Source organism: Dactylosporangium sp. NPDC049525 (genome assembly GCF_040676755.1).
Lineage (GTDB): Bacteria > Actinomycetota > Actinomycetes > Mycobacteriales > Micromonosporaceae > Dactylosporangium.
On sequence record NZ_JBFAPO010000001.1, the window covers coordinates 621,985 to 641,492 of the forward strand.

18 protein-coding genes are annotated in these 19,508 nt (G+C 71.8%); 12 read left to right on the forward strand and 6 right to left on the reverse strand.

The genetic code is table 11. The annotated features are described in order from the left end of the window. Nucleotides 1-44: 44 nt before the first annotated feature. The 5 genes from AB0K00_RS02765 (at nt 45) to AB0K00_RS02785 (ending at nt 4,593) form a co-directional block, all read left to right on the forward strand. A complete protein-coding gene (locus tag AB0K00_RS02765; RefSeq protein WP_363514153.1) occupies nt 45-899 on the forward strand; it encodes an SDR family oxidoreductase in 855 nt (284 codons plus the stop codon). A gap of 341 nt (nt 900-1,240) precedes the next feature. Further along, nucleotides 1,241-1,780 carry an orotate phosphoribosyltransferase gene (pyrE, locus tag AB0K00_RS02770; RefSeq protein ID WP_327007288.1) on the forward strand — a complete coding sequence of 180 codons (540 nt, stop codon included), beginning with the start codon at nt 1,241-1,243 and terminating at the stop codon, nt 1,778-1,780. Nucleotides 1,781-1,843: 63 nt separating this feature from the next. After that, nucleotides 1,844-2,224: a metalloregulator ArsR/SmtB family transcription factor gene (locus AB0K00_RS02775; protein ID WP_203848243.1), complete on the forward strand. Its 381-nt coding sequence runs from the start codon at nt 1,844-1,846 to the stop codon at nt 2,222-2,224. Between the two features lie 4 nt (nt 2,225-2,228). Next, nucleotides 2,229-2,867 (forward strand): class II aldolase/adducin family protein, encoded by a 639-nt coding sequence (locus tag AB0K00_RS02780; RefSeq protein ID WP_363514157.1) that lies wholly within the window; start codon nt 2,229-2,231, stop codon nt 2,865-2,867. Nucleotides 2,868-2,916: 49 nt separating this feature from the next. Next, the gene (locus AB0K00_RS02785; protein ID WP_363514159.1) at nt 2,917-4,593 is read left to right on the forward strand and encodes a VWA domain-containing protein; all 1,677 of its coding nucleotides are present in this window, start codon (nt 2,917-2,919) and stop codon (nt 4,591-4,593) included. A gap of 54 nt (nt 4,594-4,647) precedes the next feature. Here AB0K00_RS02785 and AB0K00_RS02790 read toward each other — a convergent pair whose 3' ends face one another. From AB0K00_RS02790 to AB0K00_RS02800, 3 genes are read right to left on the reverse strand one after another with little or no spacing between them, the layout of a single operon-like run. Further along, complete coding sequence (locus tag AB0K00_RS02790; protein ID WP_363514162.1) at nt 4,648-5,394, reverse strand: VTT domain-containing protein; 747 nt, start codon at nt 5,392-5,394, stop codon at nt 4,648-4,650. Nucleotides 5,395-5,419: 25 nt separating this feature from the next. Beyond that, complete coding sequence (locus tag AB0K00_RS02795) at nt 5,420-7,930, reverse strand: polynucleotide kinase-phosphatase (protein ID WP_363514165.1); 2,511 nt, start codon at nt 7,928-7,930, stop codon at nt 5,420-5,422. Then, complete coding sequence (locus AB0K00_RS02800; RefSeq protein WP_363514167.1) at nt 7,927-9,285, reverse strand: 3' terminal RNA ribose 2'-O-methyltransferase Hen1; 1,359 nt, start codon at nt 9,283-9,285, stop codon at nt 7,927-7,929. Before AB0K00_RS02800 ends, AB0K00_RS02795 begins: the two co-directional genes overlap by 4 nt. Before the next feature lie 65 nt (nt 9,286-9,350). Here AB0K00_RS02800 and amrS point away from each other — a divergent pair, with 65 nt between their 5' ends. From amrS to AB0K00_RS02825, 5 genes are all read left to right on the forward strand, one after another. Further along, nucleotides 9,351-10,415: an AmmeMemoRadiSam system radical SAM enzyme gene (gene amrS, locus AB0K00_RS02805; protein ID WP_363514170.1), complete on the forward strand. Its 1,065-nt coding sequence runs from the start codon at nt 9,351-9,353 to the stop codon at nt 10,413-10,415. Then, entirely contained in the window at nt 10,412-11,206 is a 795-nt protein-coding gene (gene amrB / locus AB0K00_RS02810; protein WP_363514173.1) for an AmmeMemoRadiSam system protein B, read from the forward strand. Before amrS ends, amrB begins: the two co-directional genes overlap by 4 nt. A 136-nt stretch (nt 11,207-11,342) precedes the next feature. After that, complete coding sequence (locus tag AB0K00_RS02815; RefSeq protein ID WP_363514176.1) at nt 11,343-12,260, forward strand: phytanoyl-CoA dioxygenase family protein; 918 nt, start codon at nt 11,343-11,345, stop codon at nt 12,258-12,260. Nucleotides 12,261-12,319: 59 nt separating this feature from the next. After that, nucleotides 12,320-12,838 carry a SigE family RNA polymerase sigma factor gene (locus tag AB0K00_RS02820; RefSeq protein WP_363514179.1) on the forward strand — a complete coding sequence of 173 codons (519 nt, stop codon included), beginning with the start codon at nt 12,320-12,322 and terminating at the stop codon, nt 12,836-12,838. After that, on the forward strand, nt 12,835-13,890 hold the full coding sequence (locus AB0K00_RS02825) for an LCP family protein (RefSeq protein WP_363514182.1): 1,056 nt from the start codon (nt 12,835-12,837) through the stop codon (nt 13,888-13,890). Before AB0K00_RS02820 ends, AB0K00_RS02825 begins: the two co-directional genes overlap by 4 nt. Before the next feature lie 3 nt (nt 13,891-13,893). On the opposite strand, the gene AB0K00_RS02830 is transcribed toward AB0K00_RS02825, so the two are convergent. Continuing rightward, entirely contained in the window at nt 13,894-14,112 is a 219-nt protein-coding gene (locus AB0K00_RS02830; RefSeq protein ID WP_363514185.1) for a hypothetical protein, read from the reverse strand. A gap of 210 nt (nt 14,113-14,322) precedes the next feature. On the opposite strand from AB0K00_RS02830, the gene fbaA reads away from it, so the two are divergent. After that, nucleotides 14,323-15,348 carry a class II fructose-bisphosphate aldolase gene (gene fbaA, locus AB0K00_RS02835; protein WP_363514188.1) on the forward strand — a complete coding sequence of 342 codons (1,026 nt, stop codon included), beginning with the start codon at nt 14,323-14,325 and terminating at the stop codon, nt 15,346-15,348. Between the two features lie 51 nt (nt 15,349-15,399). Here the strand turns inward: fbaA and AB0K00_RS02840 are convergent, their stop codons facing one another. Next, the gene (locus AB0K00_RS02840; protein ID WP_363514191.1) at nt 15,400-16,620 is read right to left on the reverse strand and encodes a hypothetical protein; all 1,221 of its coding nucleotides are present in this window, start codon (nt 16,618-16,620) and stop codon (nt 15,400-15,402) included. 178 nt (nt 16,621-16,798) lie between these two features. Here AB0K00_RS02840 and AB0K00_RS02845 point away from each other — a divergent pair, with 178 nt between their 5' ends. Then, nucleotides 16,799-17,215, forward strand: a complete 417-nt coding sequence (locus tag AB0K00_RS02845) for a DUF3151 domain-containing protein (RefSeq protein ID WP_363514194.1) — start codon at nt 16,799-16,801, stop codon at nt 17,213-17,215. Here AB0K00_RS02845 and AB0K00_RS02850 read toward each other — a convergent pair whose 3' ends face one another. Next, nucleotides 17,216-19,507, reverse strand: coding sequence for a chromosome partitioning protein (locus AB0K00_RS02850; protein ID WP_363514197.1), 2,292 nt, complete (start codon nt 19,505-19,507; stop codon nt 17,216-17,218). It abuts the gene before it with no gap. Between the last annotated feature and the right edge of the window lies 1 nt (nt 19,508).

Below are 19,508 nucleotides of genomic sequence, written 5' to 3' on the forward strand. Positions count from 1 at the left end.
GGAGGGCCCCGGGGAACCGGGGCCCTTCCGCGTATGGTGCCGGCATGATCGAGCGGCCAGTCGCACTCATCACCGGCGCCACCGCGGGCATCGGCGCCGCGTTCGCACGTGAGCTCGCCGCCCAGGGGTACCACCTGGTCCTGGTGGCCCGCGACCAGGCCCGCCTCGAAGCCATGGCGGCCGAGCTGGCCACAACGGCCGAGCGGGGCGACGCGGCCGAGCGGGGCGACGTGGCCGAGCGGGGCGACGCGGCCGAGCGGGGCGGCGTCGAGGTGCTGCCCGCGGACCTGTCCACGCCGGAGGGCTGCGATCTGGTCGCCGCCCGCCTCGCCGCCGCCGCCCGCCCCGTGGACCTGCTGGTCAACAACGCGGGGATGAGCCTCAACACGCCGTTCCTGCGCTCCACTGTGGAGCGGGAGGAGCTGCTGCTGCGGCTCAACGTCAACGCGGTCATGCGGCTCACGCTCGCGGCGCTGCCCGCCATGACCGCCCGCGGCAAGGGCGACATCATCAACGTCTCCTCGGTGTCCGGGTTCGCCGCGCTGATGCCCGGGTCCACGTATCCGGCGAGCAAGGCGTGGGTCACCAACTTCAGCGAGTCGACCGGGCAGCTGGTGCGGTCCAAGGGGGTCCGGGTGATGGCGCTGTGCCCCGGCTACACCCGCACCGAGTTTCACGAACGGGCCGGCATCGACGTGTCCAAGACGCCGTCGTGGCTGTGGCTGGACGCCGGCCGCGTGGTCCGTGACGGGCTGCGCGACCTGCGGAAGGGCAAGCTGGTCAGCGTGCCCGACTGGAAGTACAAGTTGGTGGTCTTCGGGATGCGGCACGCCCCGCAAAGCCTGGTGCGGCGCGTCTCGAAGGGCACCAGGGGTCGCATCGGCCGCGATGATCATTGAGTGGGACGAGCATTGAACATGATTGTGGTCACGGTGCCGCCGAACGGTCGGAAATCAGCGGCGAAGGGCTGAGTCCTTGCGTACCGGCCCCCTAGAAAGGGGTGTTCGCGCTGGTCAGGGCCAATGTGACAGGCCCTGGGCGATGCTCCGGAATCGGTGAAACCAACGCGAACCTCCCTCACGTGTGCTTCGTTGACCCCTGTCACCATCACCCCTCGCGTCACTCGTGGTGATCGCTGCGATCACCTTCGTATTCCTCCTTGTCCCCTTGACGGCCCTATATTTCTGCAAGAGTGCGGGTCATCGATTCGCTCGGGAGATTTAGCGCGTACGCTTCGGTCATGACCGACCGTGACGACCTGCTGAAACTCGTACGAGACCTGGCTGTGGTCCAGGGTCGAGTGACGCTGTCGTCCGGACAACTAGCCGACTGGTATGTGGACCTACGTCGCTTGACGCTGCACCATGCTGGTGCGCCGCTCGTCGGCCGGGTGCTGCTCGATCTGGTCGCCGACTGGGATTTCGACGCTGTGGGAGGGCTGACCCTCGGCGCCGATCCGGTGGCCACCGCGATGCTGCACGCAGCTGCCGCGCGGGGAACGGGACGCAAGCTCGACGCGTTCGTCGTTCGGAAGAGTGACAAGGCTCACGGTCTGCAGCGGAGGGTCGAAGGACCCGATGTTGCCGGCCGCCGGGTGCTGGCGGTCGAAGACACCTCCACGACAGGAGGGAGCGTTCTGACTGCCGTAGAGGCGTTGCGCGAGGCCGGCGCTGAAGTCGTCGGTGTCGCGGTTATCGTCGACCGTGGGGCGGAAAAGGCGGTCCGCGCCGCGGGGCTGAGCTATCGCTCAGCATTTTCGTTGGCCGACCTCGGCCAATAGGGCTGAAAAATTGTCGATTCGGACCTGCGTATATGCAGGCGGGTCGATGGTGTTGGTGGAAGGATGGAATACGTGGGAACTGCGCTGGCTGAGATGACCCTGCCCCAGATCTCGCCGCTTGCTGGCGAGCCGATTGACCGCGCCGATGCCGAGCGTCTTGCCGGCGTCCTGAAGGCACTTGCCGACCCTGCCCGACTCCGGCTCCTGAGCCTGATCCAGTCGGCGCCGGACGGCGAGGCGTGTGTGTGTGACCTGACGGCCCCGCTCGGGCTCTCGCAGCCCACGGTGAGCCACCACCTGCGAATCCTGACCGAGGCTGGGCTGCTGGAGCGCGAGAAGCGGGGTGTCTGGGCGTTCTACCGCCTGGTGCCCGCCGCCATCGGCACCATCGCCGACCTTCTGACGCCGCCGCGCAAGCGGGCGACCAAGAAGGCTCCTCGGTAGGGCTTTGTTTCATCGGCCCGACGATCTGCGCGACCAGCTTGCCCTGCTAGGGCAGGCGGTCGTGCAGGCTGGGCTCGTCGTGGGCTCGGGCGGCAACCTGTCCGCCCGAGCACCCGGCTCCGACGAGTGCTGGGTGACGGCCGCCGGCACCTGGCTCGACGGACTGTCCCGAGACTCGTTTGTTCGGGTCCGAATCAGCGATGGCGCGGTACTTGACACAGCCGCCGCGCCATCTTCTGAGATCGGGCTGCACCTGGCGACCTACCGCGTCCGGCCCGACGCCAACGCGATCGTCCACCTGCACCCGCAGACGGTGCTGCTGCTCGACGCGATCGGCGAGCCCATCCGGCTCGTCACCACCGACCATGCCTTCTATCTGCGGCAGGTCGTGACCACCTCGTTCAGCCCGCCCGGCGACGCCCGGGTCGGCGAGCTCGCCGCGGCCGCGTGCGCCGGCGGCGTCGACTGCGTGATCCTCTCCCACCACGGCTGCTCGGTGATCGCCGACTCGGTCGAGCTGGCACACAAGCGCGCCCTCTATCTCGAAGAGGCGGCGCAGTTGACTTACCGAGCGTTAACCCTGGGTCGCACGCTGCAGCCGGTGCCGACCGACTGGCTCGACCGTCCCTCCGCAACCGTGTGACCTGCGCCTACACTCGTCCGATTGCACGGACGAAGGGCAGGGTGAGCACGTGGAGCAACGTCGGGGACGCTCGTTGCGGGCACCGTTGGCGATCGTCGGAGTGCTGGGGCTGATCGGCGGCACCGTCGTCGCCGTCCGCGCCATGGCCGGTGGCGACGGCAACTGCAGCAACGGCGTCAGGCTCGTCGTGGCGGCCGCGCCCGACATCGCGCCCGCCGTCCGCGACGCCGCCGTCCGCTGGAGCGCCACCAAGCCGCGGGTCAGCGGCGACTGCGTGCAGGTGCAGGTGCGCGCCGCCGAGCCGGCGGACGTCGCCAACCAGCTCGCGGCCCGGGCCGGCGGCGCGATCAACGTGGCCGCCACCGCCCTGCCCTCACCCGCCGACGCCGACGTGCCGACCGTGTGGATCCCCGACTCGACCGCGTGGATCGTGCGGATGCAGGCGGTCAGCCGCGAGGCCTTCGAACCCGACGCCACGTCCGTCGCCGCCAGCCCGGTCACCCTGGCCGTGCCCGACCAGCTCGCCGGCGCCCTCAACACCGCCGGCACCGCCGGTGCGCCGCAGGTCGCGGCGCTGCTCACCAAGGTCGCCGCCAAGCAGGTCCAGCTCGCCGTCGTCGACCCCCGCCGCAGCACCGCCGGTCTCGCCGGCGCCGGCCTGCTCTATGACTCGATCGTCACCGAACCCAAGAAGCTCGTCGACGTGGTCAAGGCCTACCGGTCGATCGCCGTCGCGGCGGACCAGGCCGGGCTGAACAAGAGCACCGGCCCCGCCCAGGTCGCGCCGATGAGCGAGCAGGCGGTCATCGCCTACAACGCCACCGGGCCGGCCGTGTCGCTCACCGCACTGCCGGTCGATCCGACGGTCACGCTCGATTACCCGTACGCCATGGTCAGCGGCAAACCCAGGGCCAACCTGGAAGCGGCGGGTCTGTTCCGCACCGCCCTCGCCGACGCCGGCAACCGGGACCTCTTCGCCAAGCTCGGCTTCCGTGGCGCCGACGGCTCGACCAGCGCCGGGTTCCCCGCCGGCCGTGGTGCCGCCACCGCCCCGGTCACGGTCAAGCCCCTCACCGAGCCGCAGAAGATCAACGACATCCTGGGGTACTGGAACGCCACGACCGCCCCGTCCCGGGTCCTGACGCTGGTCGACGTCACCTCGTCGATGAACCGGGCGATGGCCGGCGGCGGCTCGCCGTCGCGCCTGCAGGTGCTGCGCAAGACCGCCACCGACGGGCTCGGCCTCTTCACCGACGACAGCGAGCTGGGCCTGTGGGCCTACGCGTCCGGCCTGCCCGGCGGCAAGGACTACCAGGAGGTCGTCCCCCTCAACCCGCTCAACCAGGGCCAGCGGGCCAGGCTGACGACGGCGGTCGCCGGGGCGAAGACCGTCGGGACCGACGTCTCCGGCCTGTACGAGACGGTGCTCTCCGCGTACAAGGCGCTGAAGGACGGCTACAAGGAGGGCCGCTCGAACACCGTCGTCGTCTTCACCGACGGCGCCAACTCGAAGCCTGGCATGAGCCTGGAGACGCTGAAACTGGAGCTGGAACGGGCGACGGACCCGACCCGGCCGGTGCGCGTCGTGCTGCTGGGGGTCGGGCCGGACGCGCGGCAGCAGGAGCTGGCGGAGATCGCCGCCGCCACCGGCGGCCGGTCCTTCGTGGTCACCGACCCCGAGCAGATCGGCAACATCTTCCTGCAGGCCCTGATCAGAACCAACTGACCGGCAAAAAAGGACCCGACCGCCAGCGGCGGCCGGGTCCGACGTCGAACGGGGTCAGTCGGCGGCGCGGTGGGCGCCGGTGCGGCCGTCCTCGACCGGCACGGCGGGCAGGCCCTTGTTGCGGCGACGCTCGCGCCAGCCGCGGAAGATCTCGATGAAGATCGGCATCGCCGAGATCAGCACGATCAGCAGGACCGCCGGCAGCAGGTAGGTGTCGATCTTCTCCGGCGGGATCAGGTCGCTGATCTGCTTCGCGAGGCCCCAACCGGCAAGCAGGATGCCGTCGGTCCAGAGGACGCCACCGACCACGTTCCACAGGAAGAACTGCCGCGCCGGCATGCCGATGGTGCCGGCGACCGGGTTGAGGAAGGTGCGCACAATCGGGATGAACCGGGCGAGCACCACGGCCTTGGCCGGGCCGAACTTCACGAAGTAGTACTCGGCCTTCTCGACGTACTCCTTCTTGAACAGCTTCGAGTTCGGCCGGTCGAACATCCTGCGGCCATACCTGGCGCCAAGAAAATGACCCAGCTGCGCACCGGCGATCGCGCAGATCGGCGCACCGATGAGCAGCTGGGTCAGGCTCAGCTTCGTGCCGAGCAACTCCTGCGCGACGGATGACGCTCCGACACCGGCCAGGAACAGCAGGGAGTCTCCTGGGAAGAAGAAGCCCACGAGCAGGCCCGTCTCCACGAACATGATGATCCAGACGCCGATCACACCGAACGTGTTCAGCAGGCCCTTCGCGTCGAGCGGGTTGAAGGCGAGCAGCTCGCCGACGGCGCGAGTCTTTTCTTCCATGGCGAACCAGGGTACGTGAGCCCGGCTACAAACGGGGATCGACCGGCTCGCTTTCACAGGCGAGCACGGCAAACACCAGCTGATGCACGGCTCGCCCGGAGCCGCCGGCGGCGAGCAGGTCCAGCGCGGCGAGCCCCAGACCGTGCTCCCGCAGCGCGAGGTTGCGCTTGCGCTGCAGCCCGCGGCCCCGCAGCGGGTCCAGCCGGGAGAGGTAGTCCGGGCCGTAGATGATCCGCAGGTACTCCCGGCCGCGGCACTTCAGCGCCGGCTGGACCCGTGGACCGGCGTCGACCGCGGGCTTGAGCACCATGCCCTCCCCGCCGGCGCCGGTGAGCTCCAGCCACCACTCGGTCGCCGCCGCGACGTCCGCGCCGGCCGCCGGGTCGACCACCAGCCGCCGGGTTGTGGCGAACAGCGAGGGATCCAGCAAAGCCAGCCGGTCCACCAGCGCCAGGTGCCATTCGTGATCCTGGCGCAGATACGAACCGCCCTCCCCGGCCAGCACGTGGAACGGCGCCAGCCGGAGCCCCTCGAGGCCGTCGGTCGGCCAGCAGTACCGCCGGTACACGTCCGTGAACGCCGCGATCGACGAGACCCGGGCGGCGAACCTGTCCGTCAGCGCGGCCACGTCGACGCCGCGGGCGGCCGCCGCCGCCAGCGCGGCGTGCGCGACCGGCAGCGCCGCCCCGGCCGCCGCCGCGACGCTCGCGTACTGCTCCCGGATCAACGGCTCCGCCTTGGCCGACCACGGCAGCACCTCGGCGTCCAGCAGCAGCCAGTCGGTGCCGAGCTCATCCCACAGCCCGGCGGCGTCCACGGCCGCCCGGACCCGGTCCAGGATCGCCGTTTCCACGGAAGCCGAGCCGAAGAACGGCCGGCCCGTCCGCGTGTAGATCGTCCCGCCGGCCGCGATGCCGAAGCGCCGCTCCCCGGCCGCCGGGGTCCGGCACACGACCAGGACCGCCCGCGAGCCCATGTGCTTCTCCTCGCACACCACCCGCGGCACGCCCGCCGCCGCGTAGTCGGCCAGCGCCTCCACCGGGTGCTCCAGGTATCCCTCGACCTTCGACGTCGACGCTGGCGCCATCGTGGGCGGCAGCCAGACCAGCCAGCGGGGGTCGACCGCGAAGCGGCTCATGACCTCGAGGGCCGCCGCGGCGTTCTCGGCCGCGACCGTCACCCGCCCGGCGGGGGTGACCAGGGTCCGCCGACCGACGACGTCAGCGAGATCGAGTCCACGTTCCGCCGGAGCCGGTACGACCAGCGGCCGCACCGGCTCGTAATAGGTGCGGATGGCCGGCACTGAGACCAGCTCCCGGGACGGATACCGCAGCGCGGTCAGCGCCCCGCCGAACACGACGCCGGTGTCGACGCAGATCGTGTTGTTGACCCACTCGGCCGAGGGGACGGGCGTGTGCCCGTAGACGACCGTGGCCGCGCCCTTGTACTCCTCCGCCCACGGGTAACGCACCGGCAGCCCGTACTCGTCGGTCTCGCCGGTCGTGTCGCCGTAGAGCGCGAAGGACCGCACCCGGCCCGACGCCCGCCCGTGGTAGGCCTCCTTGAGCCCGGCGTGCGCGACCACCAGCCGTCCGCCGTCGAGCACGTAGTGGCTGATCAGCCCGTCCAGGAAGGCGGGCACCGCCTCGACCAGCGAAGGGTCGGCGGCGTCGAGCTGGTCGAGGGTCTCCTGCAGGCCGTGCGCCACCCGAACCGTGCCGCCGCGCAGCTTGCGCAGCAGCTTCGCCTCGTGGTTGCCCGAGACGCACAGCGCGTGCCCGGCCGCGACCATGCCCATCACCAAGCGCAGCACGCCGGGGGAGTCCGGCCCGCGGTCGACGAGGTCACCGACGAACACCGCCGTGCGCCCGTCCGGGTGATGCGCGTCGACGGCCCGTTGCGTAGCGTCGCGGTCCACGACGTAGCCGAGCCGGTCGAGCAGCAGCTCCAGCTCCTCGCGGCAGCCGTGCACGTCGCCGATGACGTCGAACGGTCCGGTCAGGTCCTTCTTGTCGTTGTAGAGCTTCTGGTACGCCACGACCGCCGCCTCGACCTCGGCCACGTCGTGCAGGACGTGCACCTGGCGGAAGCCCTCCCGGCCGAGCGACCGGAGCGAGCGGCGCAGGTCGCGGTGCTGCCGCGACAGCACCGGCCGGCCGAAGTCACGGTCGGGGCGCAGCTGGGTCCGCGCCCAGCACTCGCTCTCCGGCACGTCCAGGACGATCGCGACGGGCAGCACGTCGTGCGCGCGGGCCAGGTCGACCAGGGCCTTGCGCGCGTGCGCCTGCACGTTGGTCGCGTCGACCACGGTGAGCCGGCCCGCCCGCAGCCGCTTGCCGGCGATGTAGTGCAGCGCGTCGAACGCCTCCGCCGACGCCGACTGGTCGTTCTCGTCGTCGGCGACCAGCGCCCGGAACGCGTCGGAGGACAGCACCTGCGTCGGGGTGAACTGCCGCCGCGCGAACGTCGACTTGCCGGAACCCGAGATGCCGACCAGCGCCACCAGGCACAGTTCGGGAATCGTCACCGTGGTCACTTCTTGAACACCGCCATCTGGGTGGATGCGCCGACTGATGGGTCTTCCTCGCCGATGCCGTGCCGCGTCACGGTGTAGCCGTGCCGCGCCGCGACCTCGTCGCACCACGCGCCGAACTGCGCCCGGTCCCACTCGAAGCGATGGTCGTGATGGCGCAGGTGGCCGTGGTCCAGGCCGGGATACCGGACGTTGTACTCGACGTTGGGGGTGGTCACGACGACCGTCGCCGGCGCCGCGTGGCCGAACACGCTCGCCGCGAGCGCGGGCAGCCGCGGCGGGTCGACGTGCTCGATGACCTCCATGAGGACCGCCGCGTCGTAGCCGCGCAGCCGGTCGTCGCGGTAGGTCAGCGCGGTCTGCAGCAGCTTGATCCGCGCCTGCTGCCGCTCGGGGAGCCGGTCCAGCCGCAGCCGGCGGGCCGCCATGTCCAGCGACACGGTCGAGACGTCCGCGCCGACGATCTCGGTGAAGCGCCGGTCCCGGATCAGCTCGCCGAGCAGCGCGCCGGGGCCGCAGCCGAGGTCCAGCACGCGGTGCGCGCCGGCCTCGATCAGCTGCCGCACGACCGCGGCGCGGCGCAGGGCGGCGAGCGACTCGGGCCGGGCAGCGGCCTCGGCGTCGACGTCGGCGTCGGTGTCGGGGTCCGACAGCCGGGACAGGGCCTCGTCGGTCAGCGACCTGCGGTGCGCGAGGTACCGCCGGGCGATGACCGCCTTCGCCGGATGCTCCGCCAGCCACCCGGTCCCGGCCCGCAGCAGCTTCTCCACCTCGTCGGAGGACACCCAGTAGTGCTTCGCGTCGTCGAGGACCGGCAGCAGGACGTAGACGTGGTTGAGCGCGTCCGCGAGCCGCAGCGTCCCGCGCAGCGTGAGGTCGACGTACCGGCTGGCGCCCCACTGCGGGTACGCCGTGTCCAGCGGGATCGGGGTCGCCTCGACGGTCCAGCCGAGCGGTCCGAAGAACGCCGCCGCGTCGCCCTTGCAGCGCAGCGCCGGGATCCGCAGCTCGAGGGGGATCGGTCCGGCGGCGAGCTCCGGCCGGTCGCGGGAGTCGCCGCGCAACGCGGTGCGCAGCACCCGGCCCATGGCCGCCGCCAGCAGGCTCGACGCGGCGTAGGGCCGGTCGTTGACGTGCTGCCGCAGCGTGAACGTCTCGGGCTGCTTCGAGGGCCGGGCCGCCGCCGGATCCGCTTCCAGCAGGAGCGCCGCGGTGCACCGCTCCTCGGTCGCCTCGGGGTAGAAGACATGCGCCGTGCCGCCGCTGACCTCGAACGACTGCAGCCTGTCGGGATGCTTCACGAGCAGGTAGCCGAGGTCGGTCGCGGGGCGGTGGGTGGTGGTGATGGTGAGCAGCACCCCACCATCGTCGCGCCCGGATTATTGCTGGGTCAGGCGGTTTTGCTGGGCGTACAGTCGAGACCATGGCGACGGTGCCGACCGTGCACTGGCACCGGTTGGCTGACGGCCGGGTGCAGTGTGACGTCTGCCCCAGAGCGTGCCGGCTGCACGAGGGGCAGCGCGGGTTCTGCTTCGTCCGGGAGCGCGCCGGCGACGAGATCGTGCTCACCACGTATGGCCGCTCGTCCGGGTTCTGCGTCGACCCGGTCGAGAAGAAGCCGCTCAACCACTTCCTGCCCGGCTCGCCGGTGCTGTCCTTCGGCACCGCCGGCTGCAACCTCGGCTGCCGCTTCTGCCAGAACTGGGACATCTCCAAGAGCCGCGAGGTCGACACCCTCGCCGCGTCGGCCAGCCCGTCGCAGCTCGCCGAAACGGCGGTGAGTCTCGGGTGCCGGTCGGTCGCGTTCACCTACAACGACCCGGTCATCTTCATGGAGTACGCGATGGACGTCGCCGACGCCTGCCGCGAGGCCGGGGTCAAGACGGTCGCGGTGTCCGCCGGCTACATGAACCCCGCGCCGCGCGAGGAGTTCTACCGGCACATCGACGCCGCCAACATCGACCTGAAGGCGTTCAGCGAGAAGTTCTACGAGAAGGTCACGTTCGCCCGCCTCGACGCGGTGCTGTCCACATTGGACTACCTGCGCGGCACCGACGTGTGGCTGGAGATCACGACGCTGCTCATCCCGGGCCAGAACGACAGCGACGACGAGCTGCACCGCCAGTGCGACTGGCTGCTGGAGCACCTCGGCACCGACGTCCCGTTGCACTTCTCCGCGTTCCACCCCGACTTCAAGATGCGCGACATCCCGCACACGCCGCCGGAGACGCTGTCCCGGGCCCGCCGGATCGCCCTGGACGCCGGCCTCCGCTTCGTCTACACCGGCAACGTGCATGACCCCGAAGGCCAGACCACGCGCTGCCCCGGGTGCGCCGAGCCGGTCGTCGTCCGCGACTGGTACGACCTGCGCGCCTACCGCCTGACCGACGACGGCCGGTGCGTCCGCTGTGGACATCAGCTGCCCGGGGTGTTCGACGGCCCGGCCGGCGACTGGGGCCGGCGGCGGCTGCCAGTAGTCCTCAAGTGACGACCAGACCCACCGCGGTCGCCGGCACCTTCTACCCGGCCGACCCGGCCGAGCTCGCGGCGACGGTCGACACGATGCTCGCCGCGGCGCCGGCCACCGAGCCGGCAACTGAGCCGCTGGACGCCGCGGCCTACGTCGTGCCGCACGCGGGCTACCGCTGGTCCGGCCCCACCGCCGCCCGGGTCTACCGCGAGCTGCGCGACCACACCGGGCCGTTCGAGCGCGCCGTGGTGCTCGGACCAGCGCACCGGGTGGCGTTGCGGGGTGCCGCCGTGCCGACCGACACCGCCTGGGCGAGCCCGCTCGGCCCGATCGACATCGACCTGGAAGGCGCCCGGCTGCTCGTCGACCGCGGCCTCGCCGTCGCCGCCGACGAGCCGCACGCCCCTGAGCACTCGATCGAGGTGCAGGTGCCCTTTCTGCTCCGGGTACACCTGCCGAAAATGCTGCCCGTGCTGGTGGGGCCCGGCGATCCGGCCGCGACCGCCGCGCTGCTGTCTGCCGTCGCCGGGCCCGGCACGGTGGTGATCTGCAGCACTGACCTGTCGCACTACCTGAGCGAGGACGAGGCGCACCGGCGCGACGCCGCGACCGCGGCGGCCATCGGCGACCTGGCCCCGGAGCGGATCGGCGACGGCGACGCCTGCGGCCGGCACGCGCTGCGCGGGCTGCTCACGTGGGCCCGGCAGCAGGCGCTACGGGTCGATCGGCTCGCGCTCGCCACGTCCGCGGACACGGGCGGGCCGAAGGACAGCGTCGTCGGTTACCCGGCGTTCCGACTTTCTGAATAGACGTCCGTGGTGGGTTCATCCGTTGCACGCGGAATGTCCAGAAACTGGTGCACGAACGGGCGACCACGGTCGTGGAGACCCCTCACGTCTGGACCGGTGAGGGCGCCTGCGGACGGCGCCGGAACTGGAGACGGGGATGTCAGCGATTGCGGCAGCGCCGGACAACGGCACCGCGACCTGGGCGCCGATGACCCGCGAGCAGCGCGAACAGTTCGACGCGGACGGCTACCTGGTGCTCAAGGGCGTGCTCGGCCCGGACGAGGTGCGCCACTACGCGTCGGTGCTCGACACCGCGCACCAGCAGCACCCACGCGCCGCGGACGGCTCACTGCACCTGCTCAGCCCGGTGTCGAGGTATCCGGATCTGGTCGACCTGATCGACCACCCGGCGACGTTCCCACTGGTGTGGTCGATGCTCGGGTGGAACGTGCACATCTATCACTCGCACCTCGACGTGCACCCTCCGCTGGCCGCGCCGAAGCCCGACTGGTGGCACTGGCACCAGGACGGCGGCCGGCAGAACCGCGAGCTGGAGACCGACCCGCGGCCGCGGCTGTCGGTGAAGCTCGCCTACTGGCTGTCCGACGTCTCGGAGCCCGGCCGGGGCAACCTGACCCTGGTCCCCGGCAGCCACCGCACCAACTGGCTGCCCGGCCCGCCGACCCGCGACGTGCCGTGGCCCACGCCCGACGGCGCGCGGCAGGTCACCGTCGACGCCGGTGACGTCGTGTTCTTCGACCGGCGGATCTGGCACGCGCGGTCGGACAACCTCTCCGACATCACGCGCAAGTGCGTGTTCCTGGGCTACACGTATCGCTGGATCGCGATCCGCGACGACGTCGCCGACCTGCCGGCCCGCCCCTGGTGGTCCGGGCTGAACCCGGTCCAGCAGCAGCTGCTCGGCGGCATCGGCAACATCGGCGGCGGGCACGGCGCCGACAACGGCACCGACGGAGACCATCACTGGGGTCACTATCCGCAGACCACGCCGCTGTACGAGGCCCTGCGTGACCGCGGACTGTTGGATCCCAACCACCCACCGTTGATTCCCTGAGGCATCGCAACACATCCCTCCCCTTGACCCGTCATTAGGGTCATGGGGAGGGGGTCGGGTTGACGTTCGAGGAGTTCGTCGAGGCGCGGCTGCAGGCGCTGCTGCGTTACGCGGTCATGCTCACCGGTGACCAGCACACCGCGCAGGATCTCGTCCAGGAGACGATGATCCGGGCGCAGGTGAAGTGGCGCCGGATCGCCGCCGCCAGCGCGCCCGAGCACTACGTCAAGCGCATGCTCACGAACGCCTACATCGACCTGCACCGCGGATCATGGCTGCGCCGCGTGGTCCTGCGGGCCGAACTCACCGAACCGCACGGGGCGCCGTTCGGCCTGCCGCCGGTCGCCGACCACGCCGAGGCGTCCGCGGACCGCGACCAGATGTGGCTCTGGCTCGGCCGGCTTCCCCGGCGCCAGCGGGCCGCGCTGGTCCTGCGGTACTACGAAAGCCTCAGCGACGTCGAGATCGCCGAGGTGCTCGACTGCGCGATCGGCACGGTCCGCTCGCTGATCTCCAGGGCCCTCGCGACGCTGCGCGCCGAGGTCGTCCCGGAGCTGATCGGCGGCGACGCCCGATGAGCGACCCACCCGCCGTTTCGGCGCTGACCGCGGCGCTGACCGCGGCATTCGCCCGGCACGAGCAGGACGTGCCGGTCGCCGCGGCCCTGCGACCGGCGATCGCCGCCGGTGTCCGCAAGCGCCGGACCCGCCGCCGCTGGATGCTCTCCGGCGTGACCGCGCTCGTCCTGGCCCTGGCCGGCTCGCTGCCGCTGGCACTGCCGGACCGGCCCATGCCGCCGGTGCACACCGAGTCGCTGCTGGGGGTGGGCAGCCCCGACGTCGGCAACTTCCTGCTGCTCGGCACCGACCGGCGGCCGGAGTCGCCGGGTGAGACCGTGCGCGCCGACGCGATCCTGCTGCTGCACGTCGACGCCGACACCCGCACCGTCTTCCAGCTGTCGATCCCCCGTGACCTGCTCCTCGAGGTGCCCAACTTCGGCACCCAGCAGGTCGGGACGGCGTTCGTCTTCGGCGGGTACGAGCTGACCTCCCGCCTCGTGGGCAACCTCCTCGGCGTCCAGATCGACGGTGGCGCGGTCATCGACTTCACCGCCATGCAGCGGATCACGGAGGCCGTCGGCGGCGTCGAGCTGTGCGTCGAGCAGCAGACCATCTCCATCCACCTCGGCTACGACCCGTCCACCGGCCACGTGGTGCCGCTGCGGTCCGGGATGCAGCCCGTCATCTACGAGCCCGGCTGCCGGCACTTCGCCGGCTGGCAGGCCCTGGACTACGTCCGGCAGCGCCAGTCGCTCGCGCAGGGTGGCGACGACCGGGACGCGCACGTGCGGCAGTTGCTCGCCGCCCTCGCCCGGCAGCTCGGCGACCCGGTGAAGCTCGCCAAGGCGATGCCCGTCGCCGGCAGCGCCCTCGACCTGCACCTCGGTGACGTGTCGCTGCCGATGCTGGCCGGCATGCTGGCCGGGTTCGACACGGCCGCGGTGCCCGGCCTGAAACTGCCGATGGGGCAGGACCGCACGGTCCTCCCCGATGGTGACGGCCTGCTGACCGCGCTGCGGAACGGCACCGTGCCCGCCTGGGCCCTGGCGCATCCGCAGTACGTCGGCTGAGGCTCAGCGGTATTCGTCGTCCATCGCGACCTCGCGGTCCTGCTCGACGGCGTCGTACTCGTTCGCGTCCCACGGGTGCGCGCGGTTGATCACCGGCCCGCGGTCCTGTGGATCGGCCGGGAGCGCCTGCTCGGCAGCATCGGCGGGGGACGCTTCCGGATCGCGCACGTCGGGGTCGAGCCGGTCGTCGAATGTCAGCAGATCCTCATCAGGCTGGGTCATGCGTCCTCCGCTTCGCTCCGGTTCTCCAACCGTACGACCGAATCAGCAATAACGCGGCCGAGCCGGGCAATTCACCCCCGCTCCACCCTCCCGCCGTTCATAGGCTCTGAGTGCTGCGGGATACTCCGTGGCAGGACAGCGCGGTCCTCGACGAGCCGCGCAAGCTCGGCTCCCAACACCGCACGATCCAAACAGCCAAGGAGCGCCGTCATGCCCATCGCCTCTCCCGATGTCTACGCCGAGATGCTCGATCGCGCCAAGGCCGGCGCGTTCGCCTACCCGGCGATCAACGTGTCGTCGTCGCAGACGCTGAACGCGGCGCTGCGCGGCTTCGCCGATGCGGAGAGCGACGGCATCATCCAGGTCTCCACCGGCGGCGCCGAGTATCTCTCCGGCCCCACCGTCAAGGACATGGTCACCGGCTCGGTCGCCTTCGCCGCGTTCGCCCGCGAGGTCGCGAAGAAGTACTCGGTCAACGTCGCCCTGCACACCGACCACTGCCCGAAGAACAACCTCGAGAAGTTCGTCCGGCCGCTGCTCGCCATCTCCGCGGAGCGCGTCGCCAAGGGCGAGGAGCCGCTGTTCCAGTCCCACATGTGGGACGGATCGGCCGTGCCGCTGGGTGAGAACCTGCAGATCGCCGAGGAGCTGCTGGCCCTCACCGCCGCGGCCAAGGTCGTGCTGGAGATCGAGGTCGGCGTCGTCGGCGGCGAAGAGGACGGCGTCGTCGGCGCGATCGACGAGAAGCTCTACACCACCGTGGAGGACGGCCTGGCCATGGTCGAGGCGCTCGGCCTCGGCGAGAAGGGCCGCTACATGGCCGCTCTCACCTTCGGCAACGTCCACGGTGTCTACAAGCCGGGCAACGTGAAGCTCCGCCCCGAGATCCTCAAGATGATCCAGGACGCGGTCGGCGCCAAGTACGGCAAGGACAAGCCGCTGTCGCTCGTCTTCCACGGCGGCTCCGGCTCGCTGCTCGAGGAGATCCGCGAGGCCCTCGACTACGGCGTCGTCAAGATGAACATCGACACCGACACGCAGTACGCGTTCACCCGCCCCGTCGCGGCGCACATGTTCACCAACTACGACGGTGTGCTGAAGGTCGACGGCGAGGTCGGCAACAAGAAGGCCTACGACCCGCGCGCCTGGGGCAAGGCCGGCGAGGCCGGCCTGGCGGCCCGCGTCGTCGAGGCCTGCGAGCACCTGCGCTCGACCGGCACCACGCTGTCCAAGTAGCACTTCGTCGAAAGGCCCGGCCCGGGTTTGGGCCGGGCCTTTCGCATGGGCTCAGGCGGTCAGGAGCTCCGCGGCCTCGGCGACGTCGTCCGTGATGTGCAGCAGCTCCCGCAGGTCACCGACCGGCGACGCGGCCAGCAGCGGCTCCAGCAGGCCGCGGATCGGCAGGCGCTCGGTCCAGTGCTGGACGCCGAGGAACACGAACGGGCCGCTCCCGCCGTCGGTGGCGTAGAACGTCTTCGTGGCGGCCTGGAAGACCTCCTGGACCGTGCCGGCCATGCCCGGGGCGAAGACGATGCCGCCGCGGGACAGCCGCAGGATCGTGTCCTCCCGGATGGCGTTGGAGAAGTACTTCGCGATCTTCGCGGCGAACAGGTTGGCCGGCTCGTGCCCGTACAGCCACGTCGGGATCGCCAGGCCACCGCGCCGCGCCCAGGTCACCGGGTCGACCGAGACCTGATCCGCGGGCTCGACGGAGTCGGGCGTGGGCGGCACCGGCTGGGCGAACGCGACCCGCACGTCCAGCGCCGCCCTCGTGAACGGATCGTGGTCGTGGAAGTCGGGCGCCACCGACAGCCGGTCGATCGCGTCAGTGAGGACGTCCAGCGGCCGGTCGGCGAGGAACGCGCCCAGGTTGGCCGCCTCCATCACGCCCGGGCCGCCGCCGGTCACGACCAGCCGGTCGGCGCGGGCCAGCCGCCACGCCAGCTCGGCGGCGGCGCGGAAGTCCGCCGCGCCGCGATGCACGGCGTGGCCGCCCATGATCCCGATCGCGGCGGCCGGGCCGCGGGCGCCGATCCAGCCGGCCGTGACGTTGGCCAGGGCGTTGTCGATTCCGGAGTCGTGCATCCGCTGCGCGATCGCCTCCCGGATCTCCGGCGTGGCCCCGCCGGTGGACCGGAAGTGCTCGTAGACCAGCGTGTCGAACATGCCGGCGAACCCGTCGGAGTCGAACCCGGCGGAGAGGTCGTCCGGCACGTACAGCTGCGACGGGTGCGTCGGATACGGCACGCCGGCGAACTCTGGGACCACCACCGCCCGGCGCAGCAGCAGGTCGACGACCGCGTCCAGGGCCGCGAAGTGACACCCGATGAACAGGGTGTCCTGCACGTCAACGGCGGACAGGTCAATGGTGGACAGGTCGAGACCCTGCACGATCTTGGTCGCCAGCGAGCCGGTGCGCAGGTGGAACAGCAGCTCCTCCGGCGACTCGATCTCGTCCGGCGAGTGATCGTGCAGCGCTACCACGTCTGGCGGGGGCGGTGTGGGCACGAGGTCATCTTGCCAGTCCCCACAAAGGGCGATGGCCCGACCGTGAAGATCGGACCATCGCGTAACCGGGTCCTGGGGAGGCTCCGGACTTCCCTTTCTAGTACCTGCCCGAACCGGGCACACCCCCCGGTCGCGGGACGTACCCTCCACCGTTCAGCCAACCTGGTTGAATGGCTGCATGCAGAACCTGCTGCCACAGCCAACACCGACGCTGCTTCCCGCCGAGCCTGAGGCCGCCGCGAAGCTCGCCGCCGCCGCCGGTTCCGACAAGGACGTCAAGGAGGTCGCCGCGGCCCACCCGACGTTCAGCGCCGCCTGGGCCGAGCTCGCCGAGCTCGCCCTCGCCGACGGCGAGCCGGTGACCGCCTATGCCTACGCCCGCACCGGCTACCACCGCGGCCTCGACCAGCTGCGCCGCAGCGGCTGGCGCGGCGCCGGGCCCGTCCCGTGGTCGCACGAGCCCAACCGGGGCTTCCTGCGCGCGCTCAACGCGCTCGGCCTGGCCGCCGAGGTGATCGGGGAGCAGGAAGAGGCGGAGCGCTGCGCCCAGTTCCTCAACGACAGCGACCCGGCCGCGACCGCCGCGCTGCGGTAGCTACAACCCTTCCGAGATGGCCGCGGCGACCTTCAACCAGGCGTCGCGGCTCGCGGACGTCAACCCCGCGTAGCGGATCGGCTCTCCTGAGTCGATGAAGCGTTCGTACGGCGCCAGCAGCACCGTCCTCGTGCGCGCCGCGAAGTGCCGCGTGATGGCCGGCACGTCGAGATGGCGCCGGCTCGGCGGCATCGACACGACGGTCACCGCCTGCCGGACCAGCCGCTGCCGGCCGTGCTGCTCCAGGTGGTCCAGCATCCTCGACGCGGTCTCGGCCGAGTCGTTGCGGGCCGACATCGTCACCACCAGCTGGTCCGTGGCGTCGATCGCGGCCTGCCAGTTCTCCGCGCGCACGTTGTTGCCGGTGTCCACCACGATCAGCTTGTAGAACCGGCTGACCACGTCCCGGATCTCGCCGAACGAGTGCGCCGTGAGCATCTCGCCGGCCGTGGCCGACTCGTCGCTGGCGAGCACGTCGAACATGCCTTCGCCCTGCGCCCGCACGTACTGCGACAGGTCGCCGACCCGGCCCTGCGCACCCTGGAAATGCTCCAGGTCGCGCAGCAGGTCACGCACCGTGCGGGTGTGGAAGTCCTGCTGCGCCCGCATGCCGAGGGTGCCCTGGGTCTCGTTGTTGTCCCAGGCCAGCACGTATCCGCCGCGCTTCTGCCCGAACGTCATCGCCAGTAGCAGCACCGCGACGGTCTTGCCGGCGCCACCCTTCGGGTTGACCACGGTCACCTGGCGCAGCCCGCCGAAGTTGCGCCGCACGAGGTCGACGTCGTGCCGGAACTCCAGCTCACGCCGCCCCGGCCCGAGCGACAGCATGCCGAGCGTCCCTTTGGACACCACTCCACGCACGCCGCGGGCGGCAACCGGGTCGACGGGCCGGGTCTGCCGGCGCCGGGAGAACTCCTCCGCGGTCGGCGTGCTCCCGTCCGACCAGTTCGTCGCCGGCGGCGCCTCGGTCGGCGGCCGGTGCCGGACCGGTGGCCCGGCGTCGGCGGGCGGCATCGCGGTTGCGGGCGGCGCGGCGTGTACGGCCGGCGCCTCCGACGACATCTGCACCGGCCCGACGTGCGGCCCCGCCGGTGGTGCCGGATATGCGGGCGGCGCGGCGTGCGCAGGCCCCGGCGGGTATGCGGGCGGCGCCACCGGCGATGCCGGGTGCGCGGGCGGCGGTGCCGGGTGTTGGGGCCGGGCGCCGGCGTAGGTGGGCGGCACCGGGTAAGCGGGCGGCGCGCCCGGTGCCGTGGGGTGTGCGGGCGACGTCGGATACGTGGGTGGCGCGGGGTGCGCAGGTGGCGCGGCGTGTGTGGGCGGTGCCGGGTAGGTGGGCGGCGCGGCGTGCGCGGGAGGCACAGGTGGCGCGGGGTGCCCAGGTGGCGCGGCGTGTGCGGGCGGCGCCGGGTATGCGGGTGGCGCTGCGTGTCCGGGTGGTGCTGGCAGCGTGGGCGGCACCGGTTGCGGCGGGTGCATGACCGGCGGACGCGGCACGGGCACACCGTTCGTCGGCAGGGCGCTCGCGCCGGGCATGGAGACCGCGTCACGACTCGCCCCGGGAATCGGGCTCGCGCCGGGCATGGAGACCGCGTCACGACCCGCCCCGGGAATCGGGCTCGCGCCGGGCATGGAGACCGCGTCACGACCCGCACCGGAGCCAGGGATCGGGCCGGCACCCGAGACCGGAACCGGACCTGCCCCGGAGGCCGGACCCGCGCCCGAGACCGGACCTGCACCGGAAACCGGGCCGGCGCCCGAGACGGGGATCGGGCCCGCGCCGGAGACCGGGATCGGACCGGTGCCGGAGACGGGAATGGCACCGCCGGCGACCGGGATGGCGGTGGAGCCGGAGAGCGGCACCGCCGCAGGACCGGACGACAGCGACCGGACCGGAGCACCGGACACCGGCACGTGCGGGACCGGCTGGCCGTGCTGGACCGCCCCGCCGAACTCGTCGTCCTGCGCCGGCGGCGGCACGAGCCACGGCCCGGGCGGCCCGACGTCACCGTCGCCGTGCTGCCCGGACGGCAGCCCGGGCCTGGCGAGACCCACCCGCCCCGGCGGCTGCGACCACGGCGAGCCGACCTGCTCGACCGCCGGCGAGCCGTCCGGCAGACCGCCTCCCGTCGATCGGGCGGCACTGTCCGGCTCGGCGGCGTCGTGCGTGTCGTCGTCGTGCAGTACGTCGTCGGCACCGTCATCGCCGGGCTGCACCGGGCCCGCGGTGACGGGTCGATCGGTGCGCCGGCCCGAGATGATCTCGTCGGGCGGCCAGAGTGCGTCGTTCACA